Consider the following 19,855-nt stretch of genomic DNA (forward strand, 5'->3'; position numbering starts at 1 on the left):
GTTTAGTCGTCCGCGGGTGCGCGCGAGGTCATCTGAACGGCTTCGGCGTCGACCTCAAGCTCATCGAGCGCCGCCTGCGCCGCGCGTTTGCCCGATATGAGCATAGCGCCGAACGTCGGTCCCATACGGGGAAGACCGTACGTCGTCGCCGTCGCCATACCGGTTACGATAAGACCCGGATGGACGAGTCCTGTATGCTCCACCACGGCGTCCTCGCTCTTGCCGACCCACATCGAGTCGTGCCCCGGTGAGTCGTGCCCCGGCGCGCCGTAAGAGTCGTCGCCCGTCTGATCCATACCCGTGTTGTGCTCCTCGGCGTGCCCTATACCCGGAGCGTCGAGGACGCCGCGCTCCTGAAGCTTCGAGACGGCGACTGCGTCGTGCCCCGTCGCGTCGATGACGAGATCCGCCTCGACGGCGATAGGATCGACGCACGTAATCTCGCGCGGTAGGGCGTGCACCGGCGTCCAGTTCATGACGACACCGCCGACGCGGTGATCCTCACGTATGACGATGTCCGTAAACTCCGTCATGTTCTGTGTCTTAACGCCCGCGTCGCACGCTGACTTGATGAGCGCGCTACACGCGTGTGGTCCGTCGGCGACGTACAGACCCTCTGTGTCGCGCGACCGTTTGTAGTCGACGTCGAGGTCGTCGAGAACGTCCTGAGCGGGGTCGCGGACGGTGACCTTGTTCATGAGGAAGCCGCCGAGCCAGAAGCCGCCCCCGAAGTAGTTGTTCTTTTCGAGTATCATCGTCTTGACGCCGCGCTCCGCAAGCTCCTTGCCCGCGGCGAGTCCCGACGGTCCTCCGCCGACGATTATGACGTCCGAGTCGGAGAAGTCCATGAACTCGTCCGTCCACTCCTGACCGATCGCACGTGTGACATCTGCTTCTCCAACGTTGCTGAACTCGTCGAAACCGTCTCCGTTTGATTCTGACATCATCTCGTATAGGTTAACCGAGTAGTAAAAGCTACTGTTACAGCAAGAGGGTTAAGACGGGGGGACGAAAACCGACCATGACGGACGAGATAGGCACCCTCGGACCCGCGGGGACGTACTCCCACCGCGCGGCGCTCAGCCTCGGCGACGACTTACGTTTCTACGACGGAGTCCCCGAAATCGCCGATGCTGTCGAACGCGGTGATGTCAACAGCGGCGTCGTCCCCGTCGAGAACTCCATCGAGGGGAGCGTAAACGCAACTCTCGACGTACTCGTCGAGTACGACCTCTACATCGTCGGCGAGGTCGTCGTCGATGTCGAGCACGCACTACTCGCCCACGACGACGGCTTCAACGTCGTAGCGAGCCATCCGCAGGCGCTCGCACAGTGCCGCGGATACCTGCGCGACAGCTACCCCGACGCCGAGCTAAGGAGCGTCTCGTCGACGGCGGCGGGCGTCGAGGAGGCGCGTGAAGACCCAGCCGTCGCGGCTATCGCACACCCCTCGCTCGCCGACGATACGGTGCGTGTAATCGACGACTCCGTACAGGACGCCGACGGAAACTCAACGCGTTTCGTCGTCCTCGCGCGCGAACCCGCGGACGGGGGCGACAAGACCTCCATCGTAGTCTACCCCGGCGGCGACCGACCCGGATTGCTCTACGACATACTCGGCGTATTCAAGGAACGCGGCGTCAACCTGACGCGTATAGAGTCACGCCCGTCGAAACGCGAACTCGGCGACTACGTCTTCCATATCGACTTCGAGGGGAACCGAACGTCAGGAGCCGACAGTCACGACGAGGGCGGCACCGACGAGATACTCGACGCGCTTGACGAACACGTTGACTGGGTCGAGTTCTTGGGTAGCTACGACCGTGTCGGGTGACGGCTAAGCTTCGAACCACGGTCGTTGTCACTCTCTACTTCGAGGATTCGCTAAACCTCATCCTCGAACCACGGTCGCTCACTCCGTTCGCTCTCTGATTTGAGGACGAAACTAAATTTCGTCCTCAAACCAAGCCTTGAACTGCTTTGCGCGCTCAACGCGTTCGCGGGCTATACGCATACCTGTCTCCGTCTCGATACGTTTGACGACGCGCTCGCCACGTCTGACAACACGGTCTATGATGTCGGGAACCTCCTGATGCGACCGCGATTCGTAGCCGACGCGCATCACCATCAGAGTAGCGCCCGCGACGCCTATCTTGTCTATCGAGTCCGCCTCTATGAGCACCTTCGACTCGACGGGCATACCGTCGTCCATCTCCTTCGTGTGGTCGCGTATCACACGCGCGACGCGGTCGATGAACGAGTCGGGGAACCCGTTACGCGACAGGTACTTCTGAGCTATCCACGCGCCTTCTTCTGCGTGTTTCTCCTGCTTCACCTGAAACTTGGCGGCGTCGTGGAAGACACCCGCGACCCTCACCACGCCCACGTCCGCGCCTTCCTCGCGCGCGATGCGTTCCGCAAGGTCGACGACACCGATAAGATGGCGGTACCTGTACTCGGCGGAGTGCCACGGGTACCATCTCATCCTGTCGCCGTTCTCGCGCACGGTGTCGTGGAGATGCTCGCGCACGTACTCCGCCATCTCCATAAACTCCTCGTACGTCACACTGAGTTCGCCTACGGCGTCCGCGTCGCCCACGACAGCCACCTCCTCGGCACCGGTTTCCGTATGTTCATAGTTACCTTCCATATGTAACGGGTTTATTTAGTCCTTCACCCTGAGGGCGCGAAGGGTATATACGTGAAAAGCACAAGTTCCGTACAGGTGAGTACTCTGTCGCACGATAGCCAAAGCCGACGCGATATACCTCTTGGCTTGCCGACGCTCGATTCGGTCTTCCGCGGAGGCGTGCCGAGCGGTACGTCGATACTCCTTTCGGGTGAGGTAGGCGCGGGTGCGAACGAGTTTGTTTACACGAGTACAGCCATGGTCTCTATGGCGCGTACAGACCCGGAAACCTTCCGTATATACACCGATACCGAGGTGGAACCCGATGCCGTCCCTGACGAAGTACACTACGTCAGCTTCATGCGCACCCGGAACGATGTACTCGACGAGATGCGGTCGGTTCTCGACGACGCGATGTACGAGAGCCTTTCGTCGAACATCGTCTTCGAGGACTTCTCCGACGAGTACTTCCGGAACACGGTCGTTCCGCGGTCGTGGGTCGACGAAGAACTGTCCGACCTGCGGAGCCTTGGCGAGGCGAAGGACGATAGCCTCCTTTCGGCGTTCGCCGACTACCTCGACGAGAAGGCGTCGGACAGCATCGTCGTCATCGACTCGTTGACCTCTCTCGTACGCGCGTCGCGTTACAGGCTCGACTGGGGCGAGATACTCGTCATGCTCGCGGGTCTACAACGCGCCACACAGCGCTGGGACGGTCTCATCTACGCCGTCCTCGACAAGGACACGCTTGAACCCCGCGAACATCAGGAGATAGCCTCCATCTTCGACGGCATATTCCATTTCGACTGGGTCGAGGGCGACACGGAGCGCCAGCGTATGATGTACGTCGGCTCCTTCCGTGGAGCCATGGGACGTATGACGGGACAAGAGGACGACAAGTACGAGACGGAGATAACCGAGGAAGGCTTCGAGATAAGCAACATACGTAAGATAAAATGAGCGACGAAAACGGCGATACGGGAGGCGCTTTCGGCGACGACGACAACGACGTTTCCGACTTCGAGGAAGCCTTTGAGGCGGGTGCGAGCGGTTCGGACACCGACGGCTTCGAAGCCCTCTCGGACGAAAGGGGTGGGACTGACGAGGGCGCTTCCGAACGTATACTCGATCTCGATGACCGTATCGATCTCGGTATAAGCGGTCTCGACGAGATGATACGCGGCGGTGTCCCCGAAGGTAAGACGCTCTGCGTAATCGGTGGTCCCGGAGCGGGTAAGACGACGTTCGGTATGCAGTTCATCGCTCAGGGACTCAGGAACGGCGAGAACTGCGTCTACTTTACGCTCGAACAGGACGAGGAGGACATCGTCTCGACGGGCGACGCCAAGGGATGGGGCTTCGGCGATTATATACACGACACGCTCGCCGTCGTACAGATGCATCCTATAGAGGTCGCCTCGTCGCTCAGGAGTATACGTAACGAACTCCCGCGTATGATTTCTGAGTTCGGTGCTTCGCGCGTCGTCTTCGACTCGATCACGCTCGTCGAGATGATGTTTCAGGATCGCGCCGAGGGTAGGAACCAGATATTCCGTTTCCTCGAAGAGCTATCCGACGCCGGAGCCACCACGCTCGTAACGAGCGAGGCTGACGAGGACGACCCTTACAGTTCACGGTACGGCGTCGTAGAGTACCTTTCGGACGCCGTCTTCGTCCTACAGTACATACGCGCGGACAGCTCTTCGGAGACGCGTCTCGCGCTCGAAGTGACCAAGATACGCGATACGTCGCATTCGCGCGAGGTCAAGCCGTACGAACTCACCGACGAAGGTATAGTCGTCTACTCGGGCGCGACTATCTTTTAATACTGTATCTTTATCGCATCGACGGGACAGACATCCTCGCAGAGGTAACAGCCGATACAGTCGTCCTCGCGCGCGGGATCCGCCTTACGGTCGCTCGCCGGATGTCCGGGAGACTCGACCCAGTCGAACACGTCGACGGGACAGTCTTCGAGACACGCGCCGTCGCCGATACACGCGTCGAAGTCGACCGCAACAACGGTTCCGTGTATACCCAGACGTTCGGGTTCGTCGACGGGTCCGCGCACCTCGTGTTCGCCGCCGTTGTCAGGCGAGTGCGTTCCGACGACGTCGCGGTTCTCCTCGAACTCAGGATCTATGGGCATGTACCAGAAAAGACCGGACGCGGGTTAACCGTTCCGCCCCTACTCGTCGATCTCGACGCCCTCGATCTCCTCCGCAACCTCCTCTATCTCCTCCTCGTCAAGGTCTTCGAGTTCGTCGCCGCCCATACCGCCCATCATGCCCGGCATACCCATACCGCCTTGCATGTCGTCGTGGTCGAAGGTCTCGCGCACGACGACGCGTTCGAGGTCGAAGTCGTGCATAAGCTCATCGGCGATCTGCTGTTTGGAGAACAGCCACTGCTGGTTCATCGACATCTCGGGCGTCGCCTCTATGTACAGGACGCGTTTCTCGACCTCCTCCTCTATCTCCTCTTCGCCTTCGTCGTCTTCCTCGACACGTGTCTCCGTCTCGGTCACCGTGTCTATCTCAACATCGACGTCCGTCCCCGCGTACATCTCGATTACTGACGCCGCCTGCTCCTCCTCGTCCTCGACGACTTCGGATATCTCGAAGTCGTAGCTCACGTCCTCGCCCGCGAGCGGGTGGTTGAAGTCGACGCGCGCGCGTCCGCCGATGATCGTCTCGACGTAGCCCTGTCTGCCGTCGAGGCTGACCTGAGCCCCCGGATAACGGTCGTCCTCGTCTATCTTCTTTGCGCTCACCGTCTCCACGTCGTCGGGGTCGTGTTCGCCGAAGGCGTCCTCCGCGGGGACGGTGACCTCGCCGGTGTCGCCGACCTCCTTACCGACGAGGGCGTCCTCGACCTCCTCGAACAGGCGTCCTCCGCCGACCTCGACGGTGCGTGGACCGAACTCCTGATCCTCGGTGTCGATACCTTCGTCGGCGGCGCGCTCCTCGCTCGTCGTGTCGACGAGACGCTCGTCGTCGTCCTCCTCCGGAACCGTTGTCGCCGTGTATTCGAGAAGGACGTAGTCGCCCTCTTGTATACCTCCGCCTTCCTCGGCTTCCGCCTCGGCTTCCGTCTCCGTCTCTGCTTCCTCGTTCTCGTCGACCTCTTCGTCGTTCTCGGTCATATCCGAAACAGTCGTCTTCCTTACTTAACTGATTTGTTAGTCTTCCGCCCGTGTCGCGTCGCGCACCCAGTCGGCGTAGTCGTCGTTCGCCTCGGTGTCGTAACGTATTATACACGGAACGTCGTACGGATGTATCTCCTCGACGCGTTCACGTACCTCGTCGTACGGTAACGCCGTCTTGATTTCGAGCGCGACCTCGTCCTCCTCGACGACCTCTCCGTCCCAGCGGTACGTCGACGAAACGGGGTTTGCGTTTACGCACGCCGCGACGCGTTCCTCAACGAGTTCGCGCGCCATACTCTCCGCGGTTCCGTCGTCGGGGACGGTCGTGTGTACCAAAATCATACACCGTGTACGACCTTCTACGGAAACCGTTTTGTGGTTCCGTCGGCTACTGTTCACATGGTACTCGTCTGGATTCTCGGAGGCTTTCTCGCCTACTGGGTGCTCGTCACGGTTCTCGATTCACGCGGTGTTCTCGAACGTTACAACGCCTCCGCGGCGGGACCTCTGATCATGTTCCGTACCGTACGCGGACGCGACCTTCTCGACCGTCTCGCCTCGCCCAAACGTTTCTGGCGAGCCTACGCAAACGTCGGTGTGGCTATCGCGGGACTCGTCATGGTAGCCTCGTTCGTCCTACTCCTCCGTATCGCACATCTCAGCATCTTTCAGACGCCTGAGCCGTCACAGATAACGGAGCCGCAGAACGTGCTCGTCATACCCGGTGTGAACGACTTCCTCCCTCTCTCTGTCGCCCCGGAGATACTCGCGGGCTTGCTTATAGGTATCGTCGTCCATGAGTTCGGACACGGTATACTCTGCCGCGTCGGTGACATACGTGTCGACAGCATGGGGGCGGTCATGCTCGCAGTCCTGCCCTTCGGTGCTTTCGTCGAACCCGACGAGGAGGAGGTTGGGGAGGCGTCGAGCGCCGAAAGGACACGTATGTTCGCCGCGGGGGTCACAAACAACTTCGTGCTCACCGTCGTCGCCTTCGTCCTTATCGCGCTCTCGCTCTCCGCCGTACAGCCGCTTGACGGCGTCGGTGTTCAGAACGTTGCAGACGGTTCGCTCGCCGACGGTGTCGTCGAACAGGGTGACCGCGTCGTCGCTGTAGACGGCAACGAGGTCGGCTCTACCGACGCGTTCTTCGGCGCGCTCGGAGGTTCGGCGGGTGAGGAGGTGGTTCTTACGGTTGCCTCCCCCGACGGCGCTACACGTGAGGAGCGTCTGGAGACGGGAGCGCCCGGTGTCGAGATCAGCACCGTGCAGTCGGATTCTGCGGCTGAGGCGGCGGGTCTTCAGGAGGGCGACATGATCACCTCGGTCGACGGTGAGGAGGTCACCAACGCTCAGGCGTTCGTCTCCGTCATGGGTGAACTCTCACCCGGTGACGAGGTTGGTATCGAGGTGCTCCGCGACGGCGAGACGGTGTCGGTCGGTACGACGCTCGGAGAAAGCCCGCGCGGCGAAGGGGCGTTCCTCGGCGTCGGCTACCTCACGAACGCACAGCGCGTCGGAGTGACGCCGTACGACATAGGGACGCCGTACTCGCTCCTTACATCGCTCAACCCTGTCGACTGGGTTCTGGCTATCTACCTACCTCTCGGCGCGGCGGTAGGCGTATCGCCGTTCTTCGGCTTCGACGGCTTCATACTCAGCTTCTACGAACTCGCAGGACCTGCGTCGGCTCTCGGCGGTGCGTTCTGGGTCGTCCCTAACGTCCTCTACTGGACGGCTTGGGTAAACTTCAACCTCGGTCTGTTCAACTGCATACCCGCACTCCCTCTCGACGGCGGACATATACTCAAGGAGGGACTGCGGAAAGCCGTCTCGCCCGTCACCTCCGGCGAGGCTACCGACCGTCTCGCCGACTCGCTGACGATCGCCGTCGCCGTCGCTATGTTCGGTAGCATGGTTCTGATGATAGTCGCGCCGCGTCTGCTCTAACGCTCGAACATACGCAGAGTCTCGCCCGCGAAACGAGCCTTCCCCTGCTCCTCGAAGCCCTCTTGCGGAAGAAAGCCCGTGAACCACGACCCCTCTCCGACAGCGACACGTGTCCGTAGCCCCTCGTCGTCGGCGAACTCCGAAGGGAAGGAGACGAGACGTTCGGGTACGTCGGTGTCGCGGTACTCGGGAACGACGCAGACGTGCTGTACGACGACCGTCTCGTCGACGACGCGGTAGCTGACGTAGCCCACGATTTCGTCGCCTTCATTCTCGTCCTCCTCGACGGCTATCTTCATCGTCCTGTCCTGAACGAGGTCACGCATCGATCCCACCGACATGTCCTGCGGAAGGACGTAGCAGTTGGCTATCTCGGCTACACCGTCGGCGTCGTCCTCGCGCGCATCCCTGTATCTTAGGCTCATATATCAGACCTCATACGTGTACGTTGTTGGGGCAATGATTCGACATCGTGTATCTCCTTCGATGTAAGGTCACGTAAACGTTTTCGGTGCGATGTCCGTGGCGCGACGCCGTAGGATTCGAGCAGGGTCTTCAGCTTTGACTTTAGCGCCTCACCCTCGGCGTCCCAGTCGGTGAGTATAACGGCGACGTCGTACCTACGTGAGACGCGTTCCGCGGTCTCGACGAGGCTACGTCCGTTGCCGCTGACACGGAGTATCTCAGCCTCTATACCGAGACGTTCGAGTCCGCGTTCGTCGTTCTTCCCCTCGACGAGAACCGGCGCGGGCTTCTCCTCTGCTGTACGCTGTACCGATTCGAGAACCTCGTCGAGACGGCGCAGACGTTCGCCCGCCGTGTCCCAACGCATACGTACCGTACGTACCGACACGCAAAAAGCCTGTCCGTGGTTGGACATATCCGAAGCGCTTTTGACTGAGTGTTGGCAACGGTTCCCACACTGAACAACCGTATGTCCAAGATAGTAGCGAAGTTCGGCGGGACAAGCGTAGGAACGGGTGAACGTATGAGAAAGGCGGCGGAGAGCATCGCCGACGTTGTCGACGCCGGCGACGAAGCCTGTGTCGTCGTCTCTGCGATGGGAAAGACGACGGATATGCTCATAGAGGAGATGGAGAAGGTCGCCGACGACGGACCCCGTGACGAGGACGCCGACGAGATCGTCAGCATGGGCGAACGTACTTCCGTCAGGATGTTCAAGACCGCCCTTGGGGATCTCGGCGTCGACTCCTTCTTCGTAGAGCCGGGCGACGACGACTGGCCCGTGGTGACCGACGAGGCGGGCGAGGTCGACGAGAAGGAGACCCACAGACGCGTCCAACGTCTCGGCGAACGTATGGAAGACGCCGTCCCGGTTGTCTGCGGCTTCCTCGGAGAGACGGACGACGGCACGCTCACGACGCTCGGACGCGGGGGTAGCGACACCACCGCTATGCTCATCGGTAACCATCTCGGTGCCGACGAGGTCGTCATAGTCACCGATGTCGAGGGCATCATGACGGGCGACCCGTCGAACGTCGAACGCGCAAAGAGCGTCGACAGTATCTCCGTCGACGAGATGCAGGATCTGTCGATACGCGGTGCGGGCGTGGTCGCGCCGAGCGCACTCAGGTACAAGACCAACGGTATGACCGTCCGTGTCGTCCACCACGAACACGGCGACATACGCGCCGAAGGGACGGTTATCGAGGGCGAAGGAACCAGCACCCATCTCGTCGAGATGCGTGACGAACCCCTCGCCGCCGTGACGGTCGCAGGACGTTCCGTCATCGATACGCCTAACCTTCTCTCGCGTCTCTCTACGACCCTCGGCGAAAACGATATCAACATCTACGGACATTCGACGGGGAACGACTCAATGTCCTTCTTCGTGGATCAGAACAAAGGACGACATGCGGAGAAGCTTCTCCACGACGAGATAGTCGAGGACGCAAAGTTCTCAAGCGTCTCCGTGCGCGAGGACGTCGCCATGATACTCGTCTCCGGCGGTGACTTTATCGATACACCCGGCATCGTATACCGCGTCGTAAAGCCGCTTTACGAGCGAGGGATCAATATCATAGAGATAATTTCGAGTGTCACGAGTATCGTCATCTTCGTCGACCGCGGCGAGAGACAGGACGCGTTCGAACTCATAGAGGGCGCGCTGGAGGCGTACGAGGACGAATAACAAACGTTACGGACTCCGCCTCTCACACCGAAGTATGGACTATACCGTGGCTCTCGAAGGCGCGTGGATAGTGGAGGACGTTGACGACATAGAGGACGCGGTTTCCGTCGCGGTCAGCGAAGCCGGAAAACGCCTCAACCCCGACAAGGACTACGTTGAGGTTGAGATCGGTCTGATGGACTGCCCTGCGTGCGGCGAGGCGTTCGACGCCGCATGCATGTTCGCCGGAACCGGTCTCGTCGGTCTCGTCTTCGATATAAACGTCTACAATGTTGAGACGGAGGATCACGCGGCGAAGATAGCCAAACAGGAGGTGGGCGAGGCGCTCACCAACACCCCCCTTGAAGTCGTCGATGTATCTGAGAAGGAAGAGTAGCGTTACGTTTCTTCTGGCAGTTCTTCTTGTCTCTTTGGCTACCGTCTCGGTCGCCGCCGAAGAGCCGCGTATCGTCGAGACGTACCCCGACACGTACGCCGACGGCGACGCCGGCGAGTACGTAGCCGTCGAGTTCGACGGAATCGACACATCGGGATGGACTCTTGAAGACACCGACGCCGTGACACGTCTACCCAACCGTACGCTCGACGGAACCGTATACTTCACGAGCGACGGCGGCGCGCATAACCGGAGCGACTACGGTCTGGAGCTACGTCTCGCCAACTCGGGCGAGGTCATCACCGTACGTGACCCTTCGGGCGATACCGTCGACCGTCTACGTTACGGCGACGAAGGCGGCGTCGACCCGACGGAGGGCGAACTCGTCATCCGCCAAGACGACGGCTTCGGCACGCATCCGTTCGGAGCCACCGACCTCGAACCACTCCGCACCAACGTCTCGTCCGTGACCGCCTTCGTACTCCCCGACTCACCCGGTGTCGTCGCCGACGAGTTCCGCGAAGCCGACGAACGCGTTCTCGTGAGCGCGTATACTTTCGGGAGCGACTACCTCGCGGACGTTCTCGCACAGACGGAGGCACGTGTAGAGCTTCTCGTAGAAGGCTCCCCGCCCGGAGGCTTTCCCGCGTCGACGGAGGAAGTTCTCCAAAGCCTCGACGGTGTGCGTCGGTACGTCGCCGACGGCGAACGGAGCCGTTACACATACTTCCATGCGAAGTACGCCGTTGCCGACGACTCCGCCGTCGTCACCTCCGAAAACTGGGGCGACAGAAACTTCGCTCCCAACGCAACGGGTTCGCGCGGATGGGGCGTGGTTATCAAGGGCGAGGAGGCTTCGAACTACCTCGCCCATGTCTTCCGCGAGGACACCGACTGGCGAGGGATCTCGTCGTGGAGAAACTCGTCGGTCGACAGCCATGAACAGGACGAAAGCGACACGTACCTAAACACGGGGTTCGAACCGACGCGTACCAACAGTACGGCGGTCGAACTTTTCGTAACACCCGACGCGAGCGTCGAACCCGTCGTGTCGCTGATCGAGAGCGCCGACGACGAAGTTCTCGTACAGCAGGCGTACATACGTCCTTGGGACGACGGACTCGGCTCCAACCCGTACGTCGAAGCGTTACGCGAAGCCGCATCACGCGGCGTCGATGTCAGCGTCCTACTCGACGGAAGATGGTACTACGAGGAGGAGAACACCGAGGTCGCCGAGGCGCTGAACTCGTCGAACATAGACGCGCGCCTCTCCGACCGTCCTACGCATACCAAAGGCGTCGTCGTCGACAACGAGTCGGTTCTCGTCTCAAGCATAAACTGGAACCGGAACTCACCGATGGACAACCGTGAGGTCGGTGTCATCGTCCACGACGCCGAGACAGCGCGGTACTTCGCCGAAGTCTTCAACACCGACATGAGCGCCGAAACAGGCGAAGGAACGGGTGCGCCCGTCTCAGCCGACGGCGCACCGACCGACTATCTCCTTGAAGCCGTCATAATACTCGTCGTCTCGGGTATCGCCGTCTGGCTCGTCGCACGCGAGATCTAAACCGTCTCTACGTCCGCACCAACTGCGGAGAGGTCGTCGACGAAGCCCGGATACGAGACACCGACCGTCTCAGCCGTCGTTATACTCGTCTCACCTTCGGCTACGAGCGCCGCGACCGCGAGAGCCATTACGACACGGTGGTCGTCACGTCCGTCGACGCGTGTACCGACGAGTTCGGACGCGTTCCCGTCGATAACGAGACGGTCGCGCTCCTCCTCGATTACGGCACCCATCTTGCGGAGTTCGGTCGCCATCGCTTCGAGACGATCCGTCTCCTTGTAACGTACGTGTTCGGCGTCTACTATACGTGTCTCACCTCCTGCCGCCGAACCGAGCGCCGCCACGGTCGGCGTCAGGTCGGGGCTGTCGGAGGCGTCGAACGTCACGCCGGTTAGCTCGTCGGCGTCGCCCTTGACACGCGCTACACCGTCGTCGGGGTTCCTGTCGACCGACGCACCCATACGTTCGAGCACATCGAGTATCACCGCGTCGCCCTGTGCGCTCGGAAACAGGTTTCCGACCGTTGTTTCGCCCGCAAGCGCACCCGCGGCGAGCGGGTAGGAGGCGCTCGAAAAGTCACCGGGGACACGGAACTCGTCGGCGGTGTACCTCTGGTTCCCCGGAACCTCGAACCCAGTTTCGGTTTCGCGTACGTCTATCCCTGTCTCTTCGAGGACTTCGACCGTAATATCGACGTACGGACGGCTCTTGAGCGTTCCGTCTACCTTCACCGTAACGCCGTCGGTCAGCGGTGCTGTAAAGAGTAACGACGATATAAACTGCGACGAGACGGTTCCGTCCACCGTCGTCTTGCCGCCTTCGACGGAGTCTCCGACAACGAGCGGTGCGCGTCCGTTACCGCGCGTCGAGCGCGCCGTCGCACCGAGTTCGCGTAACGACGAAAGGAGAGGCGCGTTGGGACGCGACCGCAGGCTTTCGTCGCCCGTCAGAACCGAGAGACCGTCGACGAGCGAAGCCGCACCCGCGAAAAGACGTGTCGTAGTACCCGAGTTACCGCAGTTGAGAACGTCGTCGGGGGTTTCGGGTGCGCCGTCGACGCCGTCGATAACGAGGTCATCGCCGTCCTCGTCCACCGAACCGCCGAGACCGCGCGCGCAACGGATGCTCGCCTCCGTATCCGCGCTCCTGAGCGGGTTGAGTACACGGGTTCCGTCGCCGAGAGCGCCCGCGAGGATACCGCGGTGGCTGTAGCTCTTGCTCGGCGGCGCTTCGACACGTCCCGACACGTGAGAACGCGAGACGACGAGTTCCATGGACGGTTTACGCGCTCCGGCGCTTCAAACTGTCGAACCGTAATGCGTTTACAGTCGCGCGCGCCGTCTCGGTCATGACCACGCGTCTTCTGGTAACGTCAGACACACATCTCGAAACAGCCGACCTTCCGGACGCTCTCGTAACCGCCGTCGATGAGTCCGACGCCGTCGTACATGCGGGAGACTTCGAGACACGTGAGGTGCTGAACCGGTTCGACGAAGGCGCTCCCCTACACGCAGTACACGGAAACGCCGACACGCCTGCGGTGCGCGATGCCCTTCCCCGGAGGAAGAAGTTTGAGTACGACGGTGTCCGCGTCTGTACCGTACACGGACACCGCACGCCTGACGTAGCCTACGAGGCGGCGGAGATGGGTGCGCATCTCGTCGTCCGCGGTCACAGCCACACGCCTTCGTACAACGAGACCGGCGTACCGACGCTCAACCCCGGAAGCCCGACGCGACCGCGCGACGCACCACCCTCGTACGGCTGGCTCGTCTGCGACGACGGCGACTTCGGCGGACGCGTCGTCTCCCTTGACGACGAAACCCTGATCGAGTTCGGCGATGTCGGGTAAGAGTTATGAGGCGCGCGCGGCTTCCTTGGGTATGGACGTTGTCGATATCGTCGTAGCGGGTACGATACTCGGCGTAGGCGCTGTGCTCGTCGCTCTCGGCTGGAGGTTCCTACGCGAGTACAGGAAGGCTGTACGTGATGATTAACCCGACTCTTCGTCTTCTTGGAGGTTCATCTCGTCGAAGAAACGTTTCTTGACCGTCCCCGAGACGAGTTCTATCATCCTGTCGTCGGTCTCCGCGAGTTCGGAGAAGACGCCGAGAGGAACCTGTGCCCCCGCCATGTCACGGTGTCCGCCGCCGCTACCCACGTCGCCGAATGCGTCGCGCATAACGCGGTCGAGGTTGACGCGCGAGTCCTTCGAACGTGCGCTCGCCTCTATACGGTCGCCGACGACACCGAAGACGAGTACGGTTGAGACTCCTTCGAGACGCATCAGGTAGTCCGCCGCCTGCGGAAGCGCGTCGCGCTCGTTTATGACCCCAACCCCCGCGACGAGCGACGAGGCGCGCACCTCGCGTTCGAGTATCGCCTCGCCTATGGTATCGAGCGTCTCAGGCGTGAACGCAGGCTCCGTCATACGGCGCAGAAGCTCGGTGTCGACGTACCTGTGAAGGAACTTCGAAGCCTCGTACTCCATCTCCGTCGCTCCCCGGAGGTATTCGAGCGTCTCGGTTCGTATGGCGAAAAGCAGAGCCGTTGCGATCTCCGTGTCGGGGGTAACGCCGAGTTCGCGCAGGTACTCGACGAGTATAGTCGTCGTCGCCCCGAACTCCTCGCGTATATCCACAAAGCCCGCGTCGACACCGTTTTCGGGCGGATGGTGGTCGATTACGAAGTCTATCTGAACCTCGTCCGGAACCGAGTTGTTCTCACCCTTCGTCGAATGGTCGACGAACCCCACGATGTCGTAGTTTCCGAGGTCGGCGTTCTCGAACTCGGTAAGACCGACCTCAAGCAGGTTTACGAACGCACGGTTCTGCTGGTGGGAAACCTCGCCGCCGTACAGTATATCTACCTCCTCGACCCCTGCGTGCGAAGCGACCGTCTGCAGGGCGAGTGCGCTCGCTATACAGTCGGGGTCGGGGTTGTCGTGGCAGACGACACCGACTGTCTCGGCGTTCTCTACCACGGATACGAACTCTTCTGACCTCGACAACGTTTTTCCGGAAGCCATCAAAGGGTTTCCTCGTTCCTCCACACGTTCGGCGTCGCTCTTCTTAACCGTAACGACTACCGTCGGCGACCGTCAGGCACAAGAAGTTCCGGGCGAAAAAACAGTCGATGACAACGGGTGCGGAAGCCGAGAAGGACGCCTTCGGACGCGTCGTCGAGGAACTCGCCGAGATGGTTGTCGAGGGTGACGTGGAACGCGACGACTTCGAGAGCGCCAAGAACCGCGTCTGCGGAAAGCACTCCTCTCCGCGCGTGCCCAAGAACTCGGATGTTCTCGAAGCCGTACCTGAAGAACACCGCGAGAAGGCGGAACGTGTTCTGCGCACGACACCCGTACGGACTGCGAGCGGCGTTACGCCCGTCGCCGTTATGACCTCCCCCGAACCGTGCCCGCATGGACGGTGCGTCTTCTGTCCCGGCGGTCCTGACTCGGAGTTCGAGGCTCCTATGTCGTACACGGGGAACGAACCCGCCTCGATGCGCGGCGAGCACAACGAGTACCATCCGTACGATCAGGTGACGCAACGTCTGAACGATCTGCGCGAGACGGGTCATCTCGTCGACAAGGTCGAGCTAATACTCATGGGAGGCACTATGTCCGCAAGGAGCCACGACTATCAGGAGTGGTTCGTCAAACGCGCCCTACAGGCGATGAACGAGTTCGGCGACGACCGTTACGCGCCGTCGAACACGACGCCCGACGACTGGACGCCCTTCGAGAACGTCGTCGCCGAGAACGAGCGCGCCGACGTACGCAACATAGGCACGACGTTTGAGACCAAGCCCGACTGGTGCGAGAAACAGCAGGTCGACCGTATGTTACGTCTCGGCGGTACGAAGGTCGAGATGGGCGTACAGACGACCGACGACGAGACTCTGCGCAAGACGGGAAGGGGGCATGGCGACGAAGAGACGCGCGAGGCGAACCGCCGCCTCCACGACGCGGGCTTCAAGATCGGCTTCCATATGATGCCCGGCATGCCCGGACGCACACCTGAAGACGATGTATACGACGCACACGAAATATTCGACAACCCTGCGTACCGCCCTGACTACCTCAAGATATACCCGACGCTTGTCGTTCGTGGCACGCCGCTCTATGCGAAGTGGCAGAACGGCGACTTCGAACCTCTTTCGAACGAGGAGGCGACGGAGGTTGTTGCGCGCGCGAAGGAACGTGTGCCGGAGTACACACGCATATCCCGCGTTCAGCGCGACATACCTGCGACAGAAATAGAGGACGGCGTAACCAAGTCGAACCTGCGCCAACTCGCAAGACAGCGTCTAGATGAGACAGGCGGTACGTGCGACTGCATACGGTGCAGGGAGGTCGGTATGCACGACGACGCACCCGACGGTATACACCTCGACGTTACGGAGTACGAATGTGCAGGCGGGCGCGAACATTTCCTCCAGTTCACCGGCGAGGGCGACGAACGTGACGACCTTCTCGTCGGCTTCCTGCGTCTCCGTTTCCCCGGCGAGACGGTACGCGACGAACTCGAATCGTCGGCGGTTGTACGTGAGCTACACGTCTACGGAAGACAGGCGGGAATCGGTAACGACTCTGTCGAGGACGACTCGGTTCAGCACCGCGGTTACGGTGAGCGTCTCATGGAACGCGCCGAGAAGCGCGCACGCGAAGCCGGATACACGCGTCTCGCCGTCATAAGCGGAATCGGTGTACGCGAATACTACCGTTCGCTTGGGTACGAGAGGGACGGTCCGTACATGGTGAAGGGGTTGTAGCGGCGAAAGAGATATACGCGGACTTACTCAATTCCCTCTATGGTTGAGCCTGAGGCTAAGTTCCATTCCGAACTTTTCGTACGTCTCAAGGACGAGATTGAGTCCAACTTCCCTGATTACGACGAACCGAAGATAGAGCAGGATGTTGAGGGACGTCGGGCAGACATCTACGTGCCGAGCAAGCGCACAGGCGAAGTCATAATTGAGGTCAAACGTGACGACGTAAACCCGCGTGAGCGCGAAGTCGTGAAGCAGGCTTACGACTACGCCCGCGACAAGGACACCGAGTACTTCGCAACCTGTAACTCGCGCGACTTCTTTCTCTTCGACACGCGTCAGGGATACGACCTTGATGAATTCGATTACTACTACTTCGACCTGCGCAGTCTCTCGGTTGAGGAGTTCGTTGATGAACTCCTGCTCGTCGTCAACTATCTCTTCCACGAGGACGAGCTTCCCGAACAGGCGGAGAAAGAGAAAGTTCTCGGTATCCTCCAGAGCTTTCATTCGACAATCTGGGAGCCTTACGAAGCACTCGCACGCGACAAGTACGAGTCGAGCGAGCCTTTCCGTCAGAAGTTTGAGAACTGGGCGCGCGAGAACGACTACGAACCCGACGCTGACAAAACTTTCAAGATAGCGGCGAAGCAGTACGCGTATCTACTCACCAACAAGGTACTGTTCTACGAGTTCGTGCGCCGTAAGACGCCCGACGAGATACCTACGGAGAGCGGATTCCCTCTCGACTCGATACACGAACATACGACGTTAGAAATGATGGAAGAACACCTCCGCGACTGCTTCGACTCTATCGTGGATGAAATAGATTACGAGGCTGTCTTCGATGACGAAGCGTCTCTTTTCGAGGAGTTCCCACAGAACAAGAAGACACTGACGCGCATCGAGGACTTCCTAAACAACATTGTCAACGCCGACATCGGTGAGATAGACGAAGACCTGCTCGGCGGCATATACGAGGAACTCATACCCGAACAGGAACGAAAATAACTCGGACAGTACTATACCCCCCCCCCCGGATTGCGCGTGTATTCACGCGGTACGCCGTCGATTCGGAGGACGACGAAGTTCTCGACCCCGCGTGCGGTAGCGGCACCATAACCGTAGAGGCGTACAAGCAGATTGACGAACTCTCTAACGACGCAAGTCATCAAGAGATACTTGACCGTATCTCTGCTGTCGATATCAACAAGTTCCCGCTACATCTGACCGCGCTTAACCTCGCGTCGCGGTCGATGACAGAACCGACCGATGAAATCAACGCGTACAACGAGGACTTCTTCAACCTGCATCCGATGTCGCGCGAGAGCGACGCGGGGAAGGTCGGACGCGACGGCGACGACGGCAACGCGCTCGGCAAGTCTGACGCCGTGGTTGCGAATCCGCCGTACGTCCGTCAGGAAGACCTGTTTCCGTCGAAGGAGCATTTCCGTGAGCATCTCAAGAGCGCGGAGTTCCGCGACACGAACAACCGGACGCCGTACTTCGACGGCGATAAGAAACTCAGCGCGAGAAGCGACCTGTACGTCTACTTCATCACTCACGCGACGCAGTTCCTGCGCGACGGCGGAAGGCTCGGTTTCATAGTGCCGTCGAAATGGATGAATGTCAAGTACGGTGCGGCTCTGCAGGAGTTTCTGTACGACCATTACCGTATAGACGCAGTCGTCGGCTTCCGTCTCCGTGTCTTTGAGGACGCGCTTGTCGATTCGGTTCTGATACTCGCCGAGCGTGCGGAGGACGAAGAGGAGCGGCGCGAAAACGTCGTCAACTTCGTCCGTATCAACGAGGAGATGAGCGCGCCTGATATTGTTGACACGGCGACGTTCGACTACGCGGTTCCTGAAGACGCGTACATGAAGATTTACTCGCGTCCGAACTACCGAACGACCTCCGTAAGGCAGTCGTATCTGATGGACGAGGACAGGGACAAGATAGAGCCGTACCTTTTCGCGCCGAACGTGTATATTCAGCTTCTGGAGAACGAGAAGACGGTACCACTCAACAGCCTCGGTTCGGTAAGTCGTGGTGAGACAACGGGTGCGAATGCATTCTTCTTCATCGATGAAGACGACGCGCGTACGCTTGGAACAGACGACCGTTTCTTACAGCCCGCGCTCAAGAGCATACGCCAGATAGAGGAAGGCGACGTTCTGACCGAGGATTCCACGGACAGGTACTTGCTTGATGTCCACGATTACGTTGAGGAAGTGCGGCAGATGGGTAACGAGGAGATGACTGCTGACACGGTCAAACGCGCTCTGTCGCGCGACGGCTACGACAGTCTGCGCGAGTACATCGAACAGGGTGAGGCGGAGGAATATCACGAACGTAGGACCTGCGCAACTCGGAAAGTATGGTTTGACTTGGGCGAACTAAATCGACCAGAGATTATACATCCGGGATTCTTCAACGAACGAATCTTTGCCGCTCTGAACAAGGATAGATTACCTGTAAGCGACGTTATACAGTGTGCCGAATTGGATAACGGAATACCTGACAGAACTGTAATGGCAATACTTAGTTCAACAGTGTATAAAGGAACACTTGAGTGCTGGGGAAGACGCGAAGGAGGTGGCGCGCTAAAGGTGGTCACTTACGAACTTTCGTCCGTCCCAGTACCCGACGTACGCGAGATGAGCGACAAGACGCGCGCCAACCTCGCCGATGCGTACGACAACTACCTCGAAACCGGCGACCCGACACCCATAGACGAAACACTCGTCGATTTCCTTGACTTGGATGCGACAGTAGAGGAACTCCAGAAGGGGCGCGAACTCATGACAACCGAGCGCGTCGAGTCGGGCAAGAACGTTGAGGTTCTCGTCGAAGAGGTCGAAGACATAGAGGTCGGCGACGAAATCGAGTTCCGTAAGGCGAAGAGCGACACCGACCTGTCGGAGTTCGCTTAGCGCAGATACTCAAACAGTACGTCCACTGCATCGTCGACCGCTTCCCCGTCAACGCGACAGATGTACTCCGTCATCAGGCGGGGCTGTAAAGACGCGACAGCGTGAGGAACGATGGAGCTATCGCGCGGTGCGGAACCGTCTACGAAGTCACCCTCATCGAGAGGAACTCGTTCGTCGTACCACGTCCGCGTCGTGAGCGCCATAACAACGTACTGCTCTCCGTCGAAAGGATGTTCCTCGTTGTTGAAACGAGCCATGGACGCTCACCGTCTTTCTTGAACGCATCGTCGGCGAGTACCACGTCGCCGCGGTGCAGTCCGTCGA

21 protein-coding genes are annotated in these 19,855 nt (G+C 60.0%); 11 read left to right on the plus strand and 10 right to left on the minus strand.

Annotated features, from left to right (window positions below):
- Positions 1-2: 2 nt before the first annotated feature.
- Positions 3-944 carry a sulfide-dependent adenosine diphosphate thiazole synthase gene (locus tag EGH25_RS05520; RefSeq protein WP_266086643.1) on the minus strand — a complete coding sequence of 314 codons (942 nt, stop codon included), beginning with the start codon at positions 942-944 and terminating at the stop codon, positions 3-5.
- 77 nt (positions 945-1,021) lie between these two features.
- On the opposite strand from EGH25_RS05520, the gene pheA reads away from it, so the two are divergent.
- Positions 1,022-1,834, plus strand: coding sequence for a prephenate dehydratase (gene pheA, locus EGH25_RS05525; protein ID WP_266086644.1), 813 nt, complete (start codon positions 1,022-1,024; stop codon positions 1,832-1,834).
- 111 nt (positions 1,835-1,945) lie between these two features.
- On the opposite strand, the gene EGH25_RS05530 is transcribed toward pheA, so the two are convergent.
- The gene (locus EGH25_RS05530) at positions 1,946-2,650 is read right to left on the minus strand and encodes an HD domain-containing protein (RefSeq protein ID WP_266086645.1); all 705 of its coding nucleotides are present in this window, start codon (positions 2,648-2,650) and stop codon (positions 1,946-1,948) included.
- A 75-nt stretch (positions 2,651-2,725) separates the two neighbouring features.
- Here EGH25_RS05530 and EGH25_RS05535 point away from each other — a divergent pair, with 75 nt between their 5' ends.
- Positions 2,726-3,589: an RAD55 family ATPase gene (locus tag EGH25_RS05535; protein ID WP_266086646.1), complete on the plus strand. Its 864-nt coding sequence runs from the start codon at positions 2,726-2,728 to the stop codon at positions 3,587-3,589.
- Complete coding sequence (locus tag EGH25_RS05540) at positions 3,586-4,455, plus strand: KaiC domain-containing protein (RefSeq protein ID WP_266086647.1); 870 nt, start codon at positions 3,586-3,588, stop codon at positions 4,453-4,455. The genes EGH25_RS05535 and EGH25_RS05540 overlap by 4 nt, the downstream gene beginning before the upstream one ends.
- Here EGH25_RS05540 and EGH25_RS05545 read toward each other — a convergent pair.
- From EGH25_RS05545 to cutA, 3 genes are read right to left on the minus strand one after another with little or no spacing between them, the layout of a single operon-like run.
- The gene (locus tag EGH25_RS05545) at positions 4,452-4,778 is read right to left on the minus strand and encodes a 4Fe-4S dicluster domain-containing protein (protein WP_266086648.1); all 327 of its coding nucleotides are present in this window, start codon (positions 4,776-4,778) and stop codon (positions 4,452-4,454) included. The two genes, EGH25_RS05540 and EGH25_RS05545, sit on opposite strands and share 4 nt — an antisense overlap.
- A gap of 39 nt (positions 4,779-4,817) precedes the next feature.
- Positions 4,818-5,774, minus strand: coding sequence for an FKBP-type peptidyl-prolyl cis-trans isomerase (locus tag EGH25_RS05550; RefSeq protein WP_266086649.1), 957 nt, complete (start codon positions 5,772-5,774; stop codon positions 4,818-4,820).
- 36 nt (positions 5,775-5,810) lie between these two features.
- Positions 5,811-6,119, minus strand: coding sequence for a divalent-cation tolerance protein CutA (cutA, locus tag EGH25_RS05555; protein ID WP_266086650.1), 309 nt, complete (start codon positions 6,117-6,119; stop codon positions 5,811-5,813).
- A 57-nt stretch (positions 6,120-6,176) separates the two neighbouring features.
- Here cutA and EGH25_RS05560 point away from each other — a divergent pair, with 57 nt between their 5' ends.
- Positions 6,177-7,727, plus strand: a complete 1,551-nt coding sequence (locus tag EGH25_RS05560) for a site-2 protease family protein (RefSeq protein ID WP_266086651.1) — start codon at positions 6,177-6,179, stop codon at positions 7,725-7,727.
- Here EGH25_RS05560 and EGH25_RS05565 read toward each other — a convergent pair.
- Both EGH25_RS05565 and EGH25_RS05570 read right to left on the minus strand, forming a co-directional pair.
- Positions 7,724-8,152, minus strand: coding sequence for a GNAT family N-acetyltransferase (locus EGH25_RS05565; RefSeq protein ID WP_266086652.1), 429 nt, complete (start codon positions 8,150-8,152; stop codon positions 7,724-7,726). The two genes, EGH25_RS05560 and EGH25_RS05565, sit on opposite strands and share 4 nt — an antisense overlap.
- Positions 8,149-8,559, minus strand: a complete 411-nt coding sequence (locus tag EGH25_RS05570) for a toprim domain-containing protein (RefSeq protein ID WP_266086653.1) — start codon at positions 8,557-8,559, stop codon at positions 8,149-8,151. Before EGH25_RS05570 ends, EGH25_RS05565 begins: the two co-directional genes overlap by 4 nt.
- Positions 8,560-8,661: 102 nt before the next feature.
- On the opposite strand from EGH25_RS05570, the gene EGH25_RS05575 reads away from it, so the two are divergent.
- From EGH25_RS05575 to EGH25_RS05585, 3 genes are read left to right on the plus strand one after another with little or no spacing between them, the layout of a single operon-like run.
- On the plus strand, positions 8,662-9,879 hold the full coding sequence (locus EGH25_RS05575) for an aspartate kinase (protein WP_266086654.1): 1,218 nt from the start codon (positions 8,662-8,664) through the stop codon (positions 9,877-9,879).
- 34 nt (positions 9,880-9,913) lie between these two features.
- On the plus strand, positions 9,914-10,255 hold the full coding sequence (locus EGH25_RS05580) for a DUF555 domain-containing protein (RefSeq protein WP_266086655.1): 342 nt from the start codon (positions 9,914-9,916) through the stop codon (positions 10,253-10,255).
- 34 nt (positions 10,256-10,289) lie between these two features.
- Positions 10,290-11,825: a phospholipase D-like domain-containing protein gene (locus tag EGH25_RS05585; protein WP_266086656.1), complete on the plus strand. Its 1,536-nt coding sequence runs from the start codon at positions 10,290-10,292 to the stop codon at positions 11,823-11,825.
- Here EGH25_RS05585 and aroA read toward each other — a convergent pair.
- The gene (gene aroA / locus EGH25_RS05590) at positions 11,822-13,099 is read right to left on the minus strand and encodes a 3-phosphoshikimate 1-carboxyvinyltransferase (RefSeq protein ID WP_266086657.1); all 1,278 of its coding nucleotides are present in this window, start codon (positions 13,097-13,099) and stop codon (positions 11,822-11,824) included. The two genes, EGH25_RS05585 and aroA, sit on opposite strands and share 4 nt — an antisense overlap.
- 74 nt (positions 13,100-13,173) lie before the next feature.
- Here aroA and EGH25_RS05595 point away from each other — a divergent pair, with 74 nt between their 5' ends.
- Positions 13,174-13,677 (plus strand): YfcE family phosphodiesterase, encoded by a 504-nt coding sequence (locus EGH25_RS05595; protein ID WP_266086658.1) that lies wholly within the window; start codon positions 13,174-13,176, stop codon positions 13,675-13,677.
- Positions 13,678-13,818: 141 nt separating this feature from the next.
- Here the strand turns inward: EGH25_RS05595 and EGH25_RS05600 are convergent, their stop codons facing one another.
- A complete protein-coding gene (locus EGH25_RS05600; RefSeq protein ID WP_266086659.1) occupies positions 13,819-14,853 on the minus strand; it encodes a DHH family phosphoesterase in 1,035 nt (344 codons plus the stop codon).
- A 107-nt stretch (positions 14,854-14,960) separates the two neighbouring features.
- Between EGH25_RS05600 and EGH25_RS05605 the strand changes: the two genes are divergently transcribed.
- From EGH25_RS05605 to EGH25_RS05615, 3 genes are read left to right on the plus strand one after another with little or no spacing between them, the layout of a single operon-like run.
- Positions 14,961-16,601 (plus strand): tRNA uridine(34) 5-carboxymethylaminomethyl modification radical SAM/GNAT enzyme Elp3, encoded by a 1,641-nt coding sequence (locus tag EGH25_RS05605; protein WP_266086660.1) that lies wholly within the window; start codon positions 14,961-14,963, stop codon positions 16,599-16,601.
- A 39-nt stretch (positions 16,602-16,640) separates the two neighbouring features.
- On the plus strand, positions 16,641-17,609 hold the full coding sequence (locus EGH25_RS05610) for a type I restriction enzyme HsdR N-terminal domain-containing protein (protein ID WP_266086661.1): 969 nt from the start codon (positions 16,641-16,643) through the stop codon (positions 17,607-17,609).
- Positions 17,606-19,531, plus strand: a complete 1,926-nt coding sequence (locus EGH25_RS05615; protein WP_266086689.1) for an HsdM family class I SAM-dependent methyltransferase — start codon at positions 17,606-17,608, stop codon at positions 19,529-19,531. Before EGH25_RS05610 ends, EGH25_RS05615 begins: the two co-directional genes overlap by 4 nt.
- Here EGH25_RS05615 and EGH25_RS05620 read toward each other — a convergent pair.
- Positions 19,528-19,788, minus strand: a complete 261-nt coding sequence (locus EGH25_RS05620) for a type II toxin-antitoxin system PemK/MazF family toxin (RefSeq protein ID WP_266086662.1) — start codon at positions 19,786-19,788, stop codon at positions 19,528-19,530. The two genes, EGH25_RS05615 and EGH25_RS05620, sit on opposite strands and share 4 nt — an antisense overlap.
- Positions 19,789-19,855 lie beyond the last annotated feature (67 nt).

Source organism: Halorutilus salinus, from assembly GCF_026242195.1.
GTDB lineage: Archaea > Halobacteriota > Halobacteria > Halobacteriales > Halorutilaceae > Halorutilus > Halorutilus salinus.